Below are 12,916 nucleotides of genomic sequence, written 5' to 3'. Positions count from 1 at the left end.
TAAAAAAGGAAAGAGGTTGGGTGATCAGGCGGCAGGCTTCGCAGGCACGCCATCGGCGGCGTCCGCGCCGGGAGAGAGCACCACGCTCTCGCCCTTCTTCACACCACGGCGGATTTCGACGCGCTCCTTGTCCGACTCGCCCGTCTCCACCAGACGCTCATCGAGCCGGCCTGCCTCCAGCACCCACACCTTCTGGCTGGAGCCGTCCGTGCGCACCGCGCTCACAGGCACGGTCACGGTCTTCTGCGGCGGCAGCGAGAGGCGCGCCTCTGCAAAGAGCCCGGGCCGCAGGCGTCCGTCGGTGTTCACCACCTCCGCCTCCACCTGCAGGTCGCGCGTCTCCGCACGCACCGCCGCGCCGATGAACTTCACCACGCCGGTGAAAACTTCGCCAGGATACGGAGCCACGCTGAACTCCACCTTCTGCCCTTCACGGATCAGCCCCACGGAAGGCTCCGCCACATTCACCAGCAGGCGCAGGTGCTGCAGATCCACCACACGCGCCACCTTGGAGTCTGCCATGACGTACTCGCCCGCGGTCACAAAGCGCTCCGCCACCGTGCCGTCAAACGGCGCGCGGATCGTCGTGTCTCCCAGCGTCTTGCGGCTCATGTCACGCCGTGCCTCGGCGGCCGCCAGGCTCGCGGCGGCGCTGTCGCGGTCCGCCTTGATGCGGGCAAAATCCGTCTCCGCCACCGCCTTCATCTGCGCCAGCGGTGCGTTGCGCTTCACCTCGCTCTCGGCGAGATCCAGCTTCGACTTCGCCTGCACCACATTGGCCTCGGCCTCCGCCAGATTCAGCGTCGCGGTGCGGCTGTCCAGCTGCACCAGCACATCGCCCGCCTTCACGGCGGAGCCGCGCTCCACGGGCGTCTCCATCACCTTGCCTGCCGTGTCCGCAGCCACGGCGGCATTCTGCGCGGCGGTGATCTCTCCGGTGAGCCGCAGGTAGCGCGGCATCGGCTCCTCATGGGCCGCAGCCGTTTTCACAGAGACGGGCTCCGGCGCCTTCATCTCCGCAGCAGGAGCCGCCGCTGCGGGCGCCTTGCCGCAGCCGGTGAACGAGCCGGCCAGCACGCCGAATACCAGTACATGGTAGCAGTTTCGAAAGATGGGGGTCATGGTGTTTTTTTGGATCTTGGGGAAGTTTTCGGCGGCGTGCCACGGCGTGAGGCCAGCGCGCCCAGCACAAAGCCGGAAATGTTTTCAGCGAGGCGCCGCACCTCCTCCTCCGTCTTCGGCACCGGAGGCCCCAGCCGGTCCACAAAGACGCGGCAGTGGTCGTAGTGGATGCACAGCCCGATGATGTGGTGGCAGTACAGGATGCAGTCCTCGTCCACCGCGCTCCTGCCCAGCACGGCGGCGATGATGCGCTGCAGCTCCTCGTGGAAAGGCCGCACGATGAGCTTGATGAATTCGTTCAGGCAGGGCGTCGGCTCGCGCATTTCGTGCGCCATGATCTGGCTCTTAACCGGATTCGCCTTTCGCTTCAGCAGCACGTGGTCCAGCAGGTGGTGGATCCACAGCCGCAGCGTCTCCTCCGGCGTGCCGCCGTCCGCCAGCGTGACCGGGCGGTCCTTGTCCATGCTCTGCTGGCAGGAGCAGAGAAACACCTCGCGGTAGAGCCCCTCCTTGCTGCCAAAGTAGTACTTCACCGCCGCCACATTGGCCTTCGCCTTCTCGCAGATGGCCCGCAGGCTGGCCTTTTCAAAGCCGTCTTTCGCAAAGACCGCCGCCGCCGCTTTCAGCAGCCGTCCGCGGCGCGCCTCGGCGTCATGCTCGCGTGATGAAGAAGAGTTAAACATGCGTTTATAAACAGCCGTTTAACTTATCGCGCCCGTTTCGTCAAACGCTTTCCTCCTTCGTACGCGCCGCTTTTTCGCCCGCCCTTCGCAGCACCGCCGGCCACCTGTCTTTTTTTGTTTTCAAACAAAACTGCAGCGCCATGAGCCAGCACACCGACGGCGCAAAGACCGCCGCCACTCCGGCCTGCCGCAGGCCACGCCCGGAAAAAAACTTGAAATAAAACCGCCCGGGCGGACTCTTAGACACAGAGAAATGAAACGTGTCCTCCAGATGAGTCTGATGCTGCTGGTGCTGCTCATGCAGACCGCTCCGCTGCTCATCGCCGCCGCTCCGCAGGAGGAGAAATGCCACATGGCATGCTGCGCGTGGCTGGAGCAGTCAGGCATGGCAGACTGCGCCTGTGCCCAGCCCGCCCTGCCAGACCAGGGTCTCCCCGCAGCCCCCCTGCCGCCTGCCTCGGAAGGACGCAGCTTCATCCCCCACGTGGTTTGGACGGAGCTCTCGCAGGCTTTTCATCTCCCCCCTTTCCAGGCAAAACACACGGGCTGCACGATCCGGCCCGCTGCCGATGAGCGCGCCAGCACCCGGCCCCATGTGCGGCTCAGCGTGCTGCACTGCGCTCTCCTGACCTGAATCCCGCACGGCACAGACGCACTGTGCCTGCAGCACTCGGCTCCCCACCGGGACCCTCATGCCCTGCAGGCTTGGCTTCTCGTATCCACGCCCCCGATTCAGCGATCCCGTGAAAACACTTCCCCTCCTGGCCGGTGCCGTACTCCTGGCACACGGCGCAGCCCTTGCCTGCGACACCTGCAAGAAAAACACGCCCCCGGCCCCCGGCCAGCGCGTCGTCGAGTACGACCTCCACATCTCCGAGCAGCGCCTGGCCCCGGCGGGCAGGATGGTGCGCGCCCTCACCATCAATGGCACCCTCCCCGGCCCCGTGCTGCGTTTCCGTGAGGGCGACTTCGCCCGCATCCGCGTGCACAATGACCTGCGCCATGAGGAGACCTCCACGCACTGGCACGGCCTGCTGCTGCCCAACAAGGAGGACGGCGTGCCCCACGTCACCACACCGCCCATCCAGCCCGGCACCACCCACACCTTTGAGTTCACCCTGCGGCACAGCGGCACCTACTGGTTTCACTCCCACACCCACCTGCAGGAGCAGAGCGGCGTGTACGGCGGCATCGTCGTGGAGCCACGCGGCGGCGAGCCCGTGCAGGCAGACCGCGAGCAGGTGCTCATCCTCTCCGACTGGACCAACACCGAGCCCCACGAGGTCCTGCGCATGCTCATGCGCGGCAGCGACTACTTCGGGCTCATGCGCAGAAATTCGCAGAGCATCCTCGGCGCCTGGCAGCGCGGAAATCTCAAGGACTACTTCCGCCGCGAATGGAGCCGCATGGTGCCCATGGACGTCTCCGACGTGGGCTACCACGCCTTCCTCATCAATGGCCAGCGGCAGACCCGCCTCACCGGCCGCCCCGGCGAGCGCCTGCGCCTGCGCGTCATCAATGCCTCCGCCGCCACCTACTTCCACCTCAGCTCCAGCGCCGGGCCCATGACCCTCGTGGCCGCAGACGGCCCGCCCGTTCAGCCCGTGCAGGTGGGCGGCTTTCTCATGGCCATCGCAGAGACCTACGATCTCATCATCACCATCCCCGCCAGCGGCGAGTACGAGCTGCGTGCCACCGCACAGGACGGCAGCGGCCACGCCTCCGCCTGGTTTGGCCAGGGAGAGCGCCACCCCGCCACCAGCCCGCCGCGCCCCAATCTCTACCAGATGGACCAGATGCTCGCCCTCTCGCTGGAAGAGCAGGAGGCAGATCCCCGCGCCCCGCTCCGCCTGCCACGCCCCGGCTCGCCCTACAGGCTGCTCAGAGCCACGCACGACACCACCCTTCCGGCCAGGCTCCCGCGCCGCCGCATCACCCTGCACCTCACCGGAGACATGGTGCGCTACGTCTGGAGCTTCAATGGCAGGACCATCGCCCAGGAGCCTTACATCAAAATCCGCAAGGGCGAGATCATCGAGCTGGAGCTGGTGAACGACAGCATGATGCACCACCCCATCCACCTGCACGGCCATTTCTTCCGCCTGCTCATGGGCGGCGGCTCACGCTCCCCGCTCAAGCACACCGTCGATGTCCCCCCCATGGGCCGGCGTCTCGTCGAATTCGAGGCCAATGAGGACAAGGACTGGATGTTTCACTGCCACATCCTCTACCACATGATGAGCGGCATGGCCCGCGTGTTTCGCTACGAGCCGGGCGCTGGCGCCACATCCCCTTCCCACAGCGAGCCCCCCGCAGACACACTCGCCGCCGCCGCCGGACTCACCGGCATGACCGCCGCGTCTCACGCTGCGCATCGCCCCAGTCCCTTCTCCTTGTTTAGCCATGACCACGCCGCCGCCGGCCTCGGCGAGCACGCCCATGACATGAGCTATCTCTGGGGCGCGGCCTCCCTCCAGACGCAGATGAGCAGCGGCCTCCTCACCTGGATGAACCCCAAAAACAACCTGCTCCTCTCCTGGGAGATCGGCTGGCGGCGCAAGCCCGCCACCGAGCACGAAGTGGACGCCCTCTACCAGCGCTACTTCAGCATGAACTTCCAGGCCTACGCAGGCTTCCGCTTTGCCAACCACGGCGGCGGCAACCGCATCATCGCCGGGTTCAACTACCGCCTCCCGCTCATGTTCCTCGCGGACTTCACCGTGGACAGCCATGGCAACGGCCGCTTCCAGCTCTCCAAGCGCTTTCAGCTCACGCCCCGTCTCGGCCTGTCTGGCTACGCCTTTTATGACACCGGCAGCCGCTGGGAGTGGAGCACCGCCGCCGACTACACCCTCGCGCGCAATGTCTCCCTCTCCGCCAGCTACCACAGCGACTACGGCCCCGGCGTCGGCCTCATCATCCGCTTTTGATGGAACCCGTTCCATCAACTCCACACCCCAAAAAAAACAACACACACACAAACACACCACCATGAAAACAAACACCCTCATCCTCCTCGCCGCCCTGCTCCTCAGCCTCGGGCTCGTCTCCTGCGCCAGCACCTCCGCCACCACGGGCGGCACCAAGCCCTACCCGCTGAAAGTCTGCCTCGTCACAGGCAACGACCTCGACAGCATGGGCGGCCCTGTCAGCACCGTGTACAACGGCCAGGAGATCAAATTCTGCTGCAAGCCCTGCCTCCGGAAGTTCGAGGCCAATCCGGCGAAGTATCTCTCGAAGCTGTGAGCGGCGACACTTTCCCAGGCGGCACCCTGCCGCCTGGGCTGAAGACAAAACAAACACAAACACACCATGAAAACGAAACTCATCCGCACCACCCTCCTCGGCATCAGCGCGCTCAGCGCCCTGCTGCTGGCCTCCTGCCAGGCCACCTCCGCCGCACCCCGCAGCGCGGTCACCTGCAGCAGGTGCCACACCGTTCACTTCATGTCTCCCTCCATGACCGGCACCGGCCCCAAGGGACTCGTGACCCTGAAGCACTCAGACAGCATGAGCTGCCCCGACTGTGAAAACAAAGTCGTGGCCATGCTGAAAAACGGCAGCCTCACCACCCACACCTGCAAGACCTGCGGCGGCACGCTGCACCACTGCACCGGCCACTGATCCATGAGCCCGGGGTAAACGCCGCCTGTGTACGCGCCACAGGCGGTACCCCACGCGCACCCGCGTGTGCGCCCGCCTCACCCGCAGTCGCAGTCCAGGCAGCCATGCGTGGCGCAGCTCCGGCACACCTTTTCCACCTGCGCGCGCAGCTTCTGCCGTGCGCGCAGCAGCCGCACATTCACCGTGTTCACCCGCTGCTGCGTGGCCCTGGCCAGCTCGGTGGGCGACTCCCCGCCCAGGTCGATGCGCCTCAGCAGCTCCGCGTCCGCCTCCGGCAGCAGCGGCAGCATTTTCAGCACACACTGGCACAGCGTTTTTTCATCCTCCGGAGACACAGACTCCGGCAGCTCCAGGCTCAGCATGGGCAGCGCCTTCTCCTGCGTCATCCTGCGCCGGTGCGCGTCGATGATGGCATGGCGCAGCACACGGTAAAACCACGTCACCACCCCCTCGCTGTCCGCAGGCGCCTGCCCGGAGCGCAGCGCCTTCAGCAGGCACTCCTGCACCAGGTCGGCCGCCAGCTCGGGGTCCCCCGTGCGCGAGCGTGCAAAGCCCACAAAAGCGTCGAAATGCTGCAGCAGCGCGTCAGGGATCATCATCTCATCATACGCCGCGTAAAAAAGCCTGTAACATCTTTCGTCCGCTGCGTGTGCAGTCAGGAAGGGGGCACGCCTCTTCACCCCAACCCCAAACTCAAACACCGCCACCCCATGAACCTCCCCCAGAAATTCCCGCTCACCGGCCTCTCCTGCACCTCCTGCGTGGACAAAGTCACTGCACGCCTGCTGCAGCACCCGGACATCACCGCCGCCACCGTCACCCTGCAGCCGCCCCAGGCCGCCATCACCACCCGCCACGCCCTCAGCGACGAGGAGATGAACGGCTGGCTGCGTCCTCTTGGGAAATACCAGGTGGCAGCATCCGCAGCCTCGGCGGCATCCCCGGCCGCAGCGCCCGCGCAGCCGGCCAAAAGCGCCCGCACCTACCGCCCGCTCCTCATCCTGCTGGGCTACCTGCTCCTCGTCATCGCCGCCGCCAATGCCATGCAGGGCCGCTTTGACCCCGCGCTCTCCATGCGGCTCTTCATGGGCGGCTTCTTCATCGCCTTCTCCTTCTTCAAAATGCTCGACCTCCGCGGCTTCAGCGACGCCTACCGCAGCTACGACCTCGTGGCCAGGGCGCTGCCCGCCTACGGCTTCGTCTATCCCTTCATCGAGCTCGGCCTCGGCCTCGCCTACCTGGCGCACTGGCAGCCCGTGTGGGTGAATGCCGCCACCGCGCTCGTCATGGGCGTGAGCCTCCTCGGCGTGCTCCGGGCCGTGCTCTCCGGCAGGGCCATCCGCTGCGCCTGCCTCGGCACCGTGTTCAACCTGCCCATGTCCACCGTCACCATCATCGAAGACGCCCTCATGCTCCTCATGGCGCTCATGGCCCTCGCAGGCCACGCCTGAGCACACGCCGGTATAAGCAAATCCTTTATAAGGCTACGCACCTCCACCTGACACCATTTTTTACTGGCGGACCCTCATTACATTCGCGCTTGTTTTTTGCAGTCTCCAAGGTGAGTCCACCCGTGTTAGCGAGACGTAGAACCCGCGACTTATCCCTAAATTTTGACACCGCCAACCACTCCCCACATCGTCCTTTCCTCCACCACGCTCCTGCAGCTCTCTGCCATCCTCGGCAGTGATCTCGACCCCGAGCGTGCGCGCCAGGCCGTCGAGCACGCCGCCCTGCCGCCCGGAGACCCCCTCGCCCAGCTCAGCTCCGCTGCAGCCGCCGCGGGCATGCTGGTCTCGCCCACGCGCCTCCCGCTCAGCGAGGCCGTGTGGCAGGCGCACTCAGACTCCCCCGTCGTCATCTGGAGCAGCGTGGAGAGCCGCTGGCTCGTCATCACCCACGCCGGCTGGTTCAGCCTCCGCATGGCCGAAGGGGAGCACCCCGACCACCGCGTCACCATCACCCGCCACGCCCTTGCGCGCCTCGTCGGCGTGGACAGCGTGCACGCTGCGGTGGAGGTGGGCGTCGTCCACCTCGCGCGCCCCGCGCAGGCCATCAGCGCCGCGCCCGAGCCCGGGCACACCGCCCCCCACGGCCACCCCGCCATCAATCCCGCGCGCCGCTTCATCGGCATGCTCCTCGCAGAGCGGCAGGAGGTCCGCACCCTGCTGCTCTTCTCCATCATCTCCGCGCTGCTCTACCTCGCCGTCCCCCTCGCGGTGGACGCCATCGTCACCAATCTCGCCTTCGGCGGCCAGGCCCGCCCCTACCTCCAGGCCCTCGTCATCGTCTCCGTCGCCCTCTTCGGCTGCCTCGGGCTGCAGGCCGTCATCAGCGGCTTTCAGTACTATGTGTCAGACATGATCCAGCGCCGCATCTTCGTGCGCGCCGCCTCCGACCTGGCCTACCGCCTCCCCCGCGTCAAAGCCCAGGTGCATGACGAGGTGCACGCCCCCGAGATGGTGAACCGCTTCCTCGACGTCGTCACCGCGCAGAAGTCCACCGCCATGCTCCTCCTCGACGGGGTGAACCTCGTCTTCGGCGGCCTCATCGGCATGCTCCTGCTCTCCCTCTACCACCCGCTGCTCCTCCTCTTTGCCGCCATCCTCCTGCTCCTCATCATCCTCAGCCTCTGGCTCCTCGGCCGTGGCGCGGTGGACACCAGCATCCAGGAGTCGCGCATGAAGTATGACCTCGTGAACTGGTTTGAGGAAGTGGCCCACTTCCCCTTCCTCTTCAAAGGCCCCGGCGGCAGCCGCATGGCCCACGCACGCGCCAATGAGCTCAGCACCGGCTACGTCATGGCGCGCAGCAGGCACTTCCGCGTCCTCATGCGCCAGATCGCCGCCCTCCTCACCCTCCAGGTCGTCGCCTCCGCCGCGCTCCTCGTCGTCGGCGGCTACCTCGTCATCAGCCAGCAGATCACCCTCGGCCAGCTCGTCGCCAGCGAGATCATCATGAGCGGCATCGTCGCCTCCCTCGCCAAGCTCGGCAAAAAGCTCGAAGCCTGGTACGACGCCATGGCCGCCATGGACAAGCTCGGCCACATCTTCGACCTCGAAACCGAACGCCAGGGCGGCGAAAAGCCCGCCCACCCCGGCTCCGGTGCCGAGGTCATCGCCAGCCACATCTCCTTTGCCCACCTCCCCGGCGTCCCCCTCTTCAACGGCCTCAGCTTCACCGTCCCCGCAGGCAGCAGCGCCGCCATCATCGGCCCCCATGGCGCAGGCGCCAGCTCCCTGCTCGACATCCTCTTCGGCCTCCGCCAGCCCTCCGCAGGCTTCCTCACCATCGACGGCGTGGACCTCCGCACCTGGGACCTCGAGGCCCTCCGCCAGAGCACCCAGCTCCTCCGCCGCGACGAAATCATGGACGCCACCGTCATCGACAACCTCCGCCTCGGCCGCAACGACATCGGCATGGACGAGATCCGCTCCGCGCTCAAGCAGGTGGGCCTCCTCGAAGAGCTCCTCTCACGCCCCGAGGGCCTCAACCTCCGCCTCAAGATCGGCGGTGCCCCCCTCTCCGGCAATCAGCGCATGCGCCTCCTCCTCGCACGCGCCCTCGCCCAGCGCCCGCGCCTCCTCCTCATCGACGAGCTGCTCGACAACATGGACGCCTCCTCCTTCACCCTCCTCTCCGAGACCATCCTCGGCAAAGACCAGCCCTGGACCGTCATCGTCACCACCCGCGACTCCCAGGTCAGCACCCGCTGCGCCCAGGTCATCACCCTCGCCCCCTGCCGCCTGACCGCCGTCCACCCCGCCTCCTCCTCCACAGCCTCCCTTTAATCCTCCTCGTCCCCGATCCCATCTCCCCCCCGTCAGCCACCGCCCCTCGCCTATGACGTCGCCCCACCCAGGTCCCCCCATCTCCTCCGCGCCACCGCTCCCCGCGCTCAGCCTCGCCAGCCCCGCGCGCTTCACCCGCGTCTTCTGCCGCGTCCTCATCCTCTCCTTCGTCGTCCTCACCATCGCCCTGCTCTTCCTCCCCTGGCGGCAGTTCGTCGCAGGCACCGGCCGCGTCATCGCCTTCAATCCCCTCGACCGCCGCGTCAATGTGGAGGCCCAGGTCTCCGGCCGCGTGCGCAATCTCCACATCACCGAAGGCCAGCGCGTCAAGAAAGGCGAGCTCATCATCGAGATCCAGGACAACGACCCCAACCTCATCAACAACCTCCGCGCCCAGCGCGAAGCCATCGAAAGCCGCCGCGACTTTGCCCAGGGCCGCGTCGAGTCCCTCACCGCCCAGATCACCCAGCAGGAGCTCGCCAAGGCCCAGGCCATCGACGGTGCGCAGCAGCGCGTCGCCGGCGCCAAGATCGCCGCAGAGACCGCCCAGCTCAACTACGCCCGCACCCAGGAGCTCTTTAACAAGAAGCTCGAATCCCAGCGCAACATGGAGCTCGCCACCCTCCAGCGCGACGCCACCGCCGCCGACCTCAAGTCCGCCGAAGCCGCCCTCAAGCGCACCGGCAACGACATGGACGCCCTCATCGCCTCCATCCACGCCTCCAAAGGCAGCGCCCTCGGCGAAGTCGCCACCGCAGAGCGCGACCTCTCCGTCATCGACGTCCAGATCAACCAGAACCTCCGCCAGATCGTCGAAGCCCCCCGCGACGGCGTCGTCCTCCAGGTCGCCGTCACCGACGGCACCTACCTCCGCCCCGGCTCCCTCATCTGCGTCATCATCCCCGAAAGCGACAGCCGCAACGTCGAAGTCTGGGTGGACGGCAACGACATGCCCCTCATCCACGCCCGCAAGGAGGTCAACGGCGTCGTCACCCCCGGCAGCCCCGTGCGCCTCGCCTTTGAGGGCTGGCCCGCCGTCCAGGCCATCGGCTGGCCCCAGCTCGCCATCGGCACCTTTGGCGGCGAAGTCGTCTTTGTGGACGCCAGCGACGACGGCCAGGGCCGCTTCCGCGTCCTCATCGGCCCCGCCGAAGACATCGTGGACCGTGGCGACGGCAAAGGCCCCGTCACAGTCCCCTGGCCGGACCGCGAGCGCTGGCTCCGCCAGGGCACCCGCGCCAACGCCTGGTTCCTCCTCGACCAGGTCCCCCTCTGGTTTGAGCTCTGGCGCCAGATCAACGGCTTCCCCCCGGTGAACTCCAACGCGGACGGCAAGCTCGACCCCACCAAGAAATAAAATTTCCTACCACACTGAACCACGCATCCCCCCCGCCCTGCCACACCAGCCACGCCCTATGTACTCCGCCCCGCCCGCCTACCTCTCACGCCGCCGCCGGCACACCCGCCTTCGCGCCGCCATGGTCGCCCTGGCGCTCCCCTTTGCCGGGCTTGAGGCAGCCCCGGAGGAGAAGGAAAAGGACAAAGGCGGCAGCCGCCCCCTCCTCCTCCCCGAAGTCCTCCAGAGCGTCCAGAGCCAGTACCCGCCCTACCTCGCCGCCATGATCGAGCAGGACATCGCCAACGGCCGCGCACGCCAGGCCCTCGGCGCCTTTGACCTCAACCTCAACGCCGGCACCACCTTCACCCCCGCCGGCTACTACGACGGCCAGACCGCCTACACCGTGCTCGAGCAGCCCCTCACCAACTGGGGCGGCAGCGTCTACGGCGGCTACCGCCTCAGCAGCGGCTTCCTCCCCAACTACAACAAGGACCGCACCAGCACCGACGGCGAAGGCGTCCTCGGCTTCCGCATCCCCCTCCTCCGCGACGGCACCATTGACCGCCGCCGCGCCTCCCTCTGGCAGGCCCGCATCGACCAGGAGCTCGCAGACCCCTACATCTTCCGCCAGTACCTCGACTTCGTCCGCGCCGCCACCATCGCCTACTACGGCTGGCTCGCCGCAGGCCAGCGCCTCACCCTCAGCGAGGAGCTCCTCCGCGTCGCCAAAGAGCGCGACTCCGCCATCGCAGAGCAGGTCAAAACCGGCGCCTCCGCCCCCATCGTCCAGGTGGACAACCAGCGCCTCGTCGTCAGCCGCCAGATCGCCGTCGTCCAGGCCACCCGCCGCCTCCAGGCCGCCACCATCGAGCTCTCCCTCTTCTACCGCGACAAGGCCACCGCAGAGCCCATCCTCCCCCACCGCAAGCGCCTCCCCTCGGCCTTCCCCACCCACCCCAGCCCCGCGGAAAGCCAGCTCACCGTGGACATCGCCAAAGCCCTCATCTTCCGCCCCGAGATCCGCCGCATCGAGCTCACCCTCGAAAAAACCGGCATCGACCTCCGCCTCGCCAAAAACAACCTCCTCCCCAGCGTCGAAGTCGGCCTCCAGGCCGCCCAGGGCACCAGCAGCCGCCTCCCCTCCGCCATGGAGCGCACCGAAGTCGAGGCCAAGATCGAGTTCAAAATGCCCCTCCAGCGCCGCGAAGCCAAAGGCCGCGTCGATGTCGCCGACGCCCAGATCGCCCGCCTCAATCAGGAGATGCTCTTCGCCCGCCAGCGCATCACCGCCGACGTGCGCGACGCCCACAGCGCCCTCCTCGCCGCCCACGAAGTCCTGCGCCAGACCCGCCTCAACGTCGATCTCGCCCAGAAGCTCGCCACCGCCGAGGCCGAGCGCCTCAAGCAAGGCGCCACCGACCTCCTCGCCCTGCAGATCCGCGAGCAGGCCAGCTTTGACGCCCAGGTCCTCGAAGTCGAAGCCCAGTCCGAGTACTTCCGCGCCCACGCCAACTACCGCGCCGCCATCGCCGCAGGCAAATAATCCCCCCAGGAGGCCGCCTCCGAAAAAACACGCCGGCGTCGTCTGCCAGCGCCCGCCAGCCGTCAGTCAGCGGCGGCCTTCGTCTCATTTTGTTTCAGCAACGCAGCCTCCCTTTCCTGCTTGCGGCCATAATACCACGATCTGTTAAAAACGGGTCTGAAGGTGGAGGCACGAGCCGACGGAGGGGGATCATCTTGATCCCCCCACCTGCAGCGTGTTCGCGGATGTGCGAGAGCGCTGGATGATGAGGGAGGCTCGGCTTTGCGGAGGCACGAGAATGCAGGGCGATGCGTGAGCCTGTGGGATCGGGACGATCCCTCTCCGCCGGAGGCTTCGCCGCAGCGACGGAGGGGGATCATCTTGATCCCCCCACCTGCAACGTGTTCGCGGATGTGCGAGAGCGCTGGATGATGCGGGAGGCTCGGCTTTGCGGAGGCACGAGAATGCAGGGCGATGCGTGAGCGTGAGGGATCGGGACGATCCCTCTCCGCCCGTCCATCAGCGCACCGCAAACGCAGTGGTTTGCGAACGTCCTCGCAGTCGGGCGGTTTGGCGAAGAAAGCTTGAGTGTGTTGAAGAGAGCATCACTCGCCAAACACACCCAACCTACGCCCAGAGCGCCGCGCCAGAACGTAGGATGGGTGTGGCGACAGCCCGCCCGTCCATCAGCGCACCTCAAACGCCATTCGCGTAAGAACGTCCTCACAGCCGGGCGGTTTGGCGAAGAGAGCCGTGAAAAACGACACGCTCTTGCCGCCAAACACACCCAGCCTGCCCTCCACATCCGGCCTCACGTCCTCAGGCCGCATGGCAG

General features: G+C 66.8%; 12 protein-coding genes. 8 read left to right on the top strand and 4 right to left on the bottom strand.

The window, feature by feature from the left end:
• Positions 1-24 precede the first annotated feature (24 nt).
• Together ACZ5WW_RS00260 and ACZ5WW_RS00255 are read right to left on the bottom strand one after the other, a co-directional pair.
• On the bottom strand, positions 25-1,122 hold the full coding sequence (locus ACZ5WW_RS00260) for an efflux RND transporter periplasmic adaptor subunit (protein ID WP_377171290.1): 1,098 nt from the start codon (positions 1,120-1,122) through the stop codon (positions 25-27).
• Positions 1,119-1,805 (bottom strand): TetR/AcrR family transcriptional regulator, encoded by a 687-nt coding sequence (locus ACZ5WW_RS00255; RefSeq protein WP_377171292.1) that lies wholly within the window; start codon positions 1,803-1,805, stop codon positions 1,119-1,121. Before ACZ5WW_RS00255 ends, ACZ5WW_RS00260 begins: the two co-directional genes overlap by 4 nt.
• Before the next feature lie 253 nt (positions 1,806-2,058).
• Here ACZ5WW_RS00255 and ACZ5WW_RS00250 point away from each other — a divergent pair, with 253 nt between their 5' ends.
• The 4 genes from ACZ5WW_RS00250 (at position 2,059) to ACZ5WW_RS00235 (ending at position 5,429) form a co-directional block, all read left to right on the top strand.
• The gene (locus ACZ5WW_RS00250; protein ID WP_377171294.1) at positions 2,059-2,439 is read left to right on the top strand and encodes a hypothetical protein; all 381 of its coding nucleotides are present in this window, start codon (positions 2,059-2,061) and stop codon (positions 2,437-2,439) included.
• 109 nt (positions 2,440-2,548) lie between these two features.
• Positions 2,549-4,735: a multicopper oxidase family protein gene (locus tag ACZ5WW_RS00245; RefSeq protein WP_377171296.1), complete on the top strand. Its 2,187-nt coding sequence runs from the start codon at positions 2,549-2,551 to the stop codon at positions 4,733-4,735.
• Positions 4,736-4,796: 61 nt separating this feature from the next.
• Positions 4,797-5,051 carry a YHS domain-containing protein gene (locus tag ACZ5WW_RS00240; RefSeq protein ID WP_377171298.1) on the top strand — a complete coding sequence of 85 codons (255 nt, stop codon included), beginning with the start codon at positions 4,797-4,799 and terminating at the stop codon, positions 5,049-5,051.
• Positions 5,052-5,117: 66 nt separating this feature from the next.
• Positions 5,118-5,429 (top strand): hypothetical protein, encoded by a 312-nt coding sequence (locus tag ACZ5WW_RS00235; RefSeq protein WP_377171300.1) that lies wholly within the window; start codon positions 5,118-5,120, stop codon positions 5,427-5,429.
• A gap of 77 nt (positions 5,430-5,506) precedes the next feature.
• Here ACZ5WW_RS00235 and ACZ5WW_RS00230 read toward each other — a convergent pair whose 3' ends face one another.
• On the bottom strand, positions 5,507-6,028 hold the full coding sequence (locus tag ACZ5WW_RS00230) for an RNA polymerase sigma factor (RefSeq protein WP_377171302.1): 522 nt from the start codon (positions 6,026-6,028) through the stop codon (positions 5,507-5,509).
• Positions 6,029-6,139: 111 nt separating this feature from the next.
• Between ACZ5WW_RS00230 and ACZ5WW_RS00225 the strand changes: the two genes are divergently transcribed.
• From ACZ5WW_RS00225 to ACZ5WW_RS00210, 4 genes are all read left to right on the top strand, one after another.
• On the top strand, positions 6,140-6,880 hold the full coding sequence (locus ACZ5WW_RS00225) for a heavy-metal-associated domain-containing protein (protein WP_377171304.1): 741 nt from the start codon (positions 6,140-6,142) through the stop codon (positions 6,878-6,880).
• Positions 6,881-7,042: 162 nt separating this feature from the next.
• Positions 7,043-9,220, top strand: a complete 2,178-nt coding sequence (locus ACZ5WW_RS00220) for a peptidase domain-containing ABC transporter (RefSeq protein WP_377171306.1) — start codon at positions 7,043-7,045, stop codon at positions 9,218-9,220.
• 52 nt (positions 9,221-9,272) lie between these two features.
• Positions 9,273-10,577, top strand: coding sequence for an HlyD family secretion protein (locus tag ACZ5WW_RS00215; RefSeq protein ID WP_377171308.1), 1,305 nt, complete (start codon positions 9,273-9,275; stop codon positions 10,575-10,577).
• A 58-nt stretch (positions 10,578-10,635) separates the two neighbouring features.
• The gene (locus ACZ5WW_RS00210) at positions 10,636-12,102 is read left to right on the top strand and encodes a TolC family protein (RefSeq protein ID WP_377171310.1); all 1,467 of its coding nucleotides are present in this window, start codon (positions 10,636-10,638) and stop codon (positions 12,100-12,102) included.
• A gap of 665 nt (positions 12,103-12,767) precedes the next feature.
• Here ACZ5WW_RS00210 and ACZ5WW_RS00205 read toward each other — a convergent pair.
• A complete protein-coding gene (locus tag ACZ5WW_RS00205) occupies positions 12,768-12,911 on the bottom strand; it encodes a hypothetical protein (protein WP_377171312.1) in 144 nt (47 codons plus the stop codon).
• Between the last annotated feature and the right edge of the window lie 5 nt (positions 12,912-12,916).

The sequence above is a fragment of the Prosthecobacter fluviatilis genome, from assembly GCF_055388355.1.
Note: the sequence above shows the minus strand (reverse complement) of the source record. Positions and strands in the feature narration are given on the sequence as shown.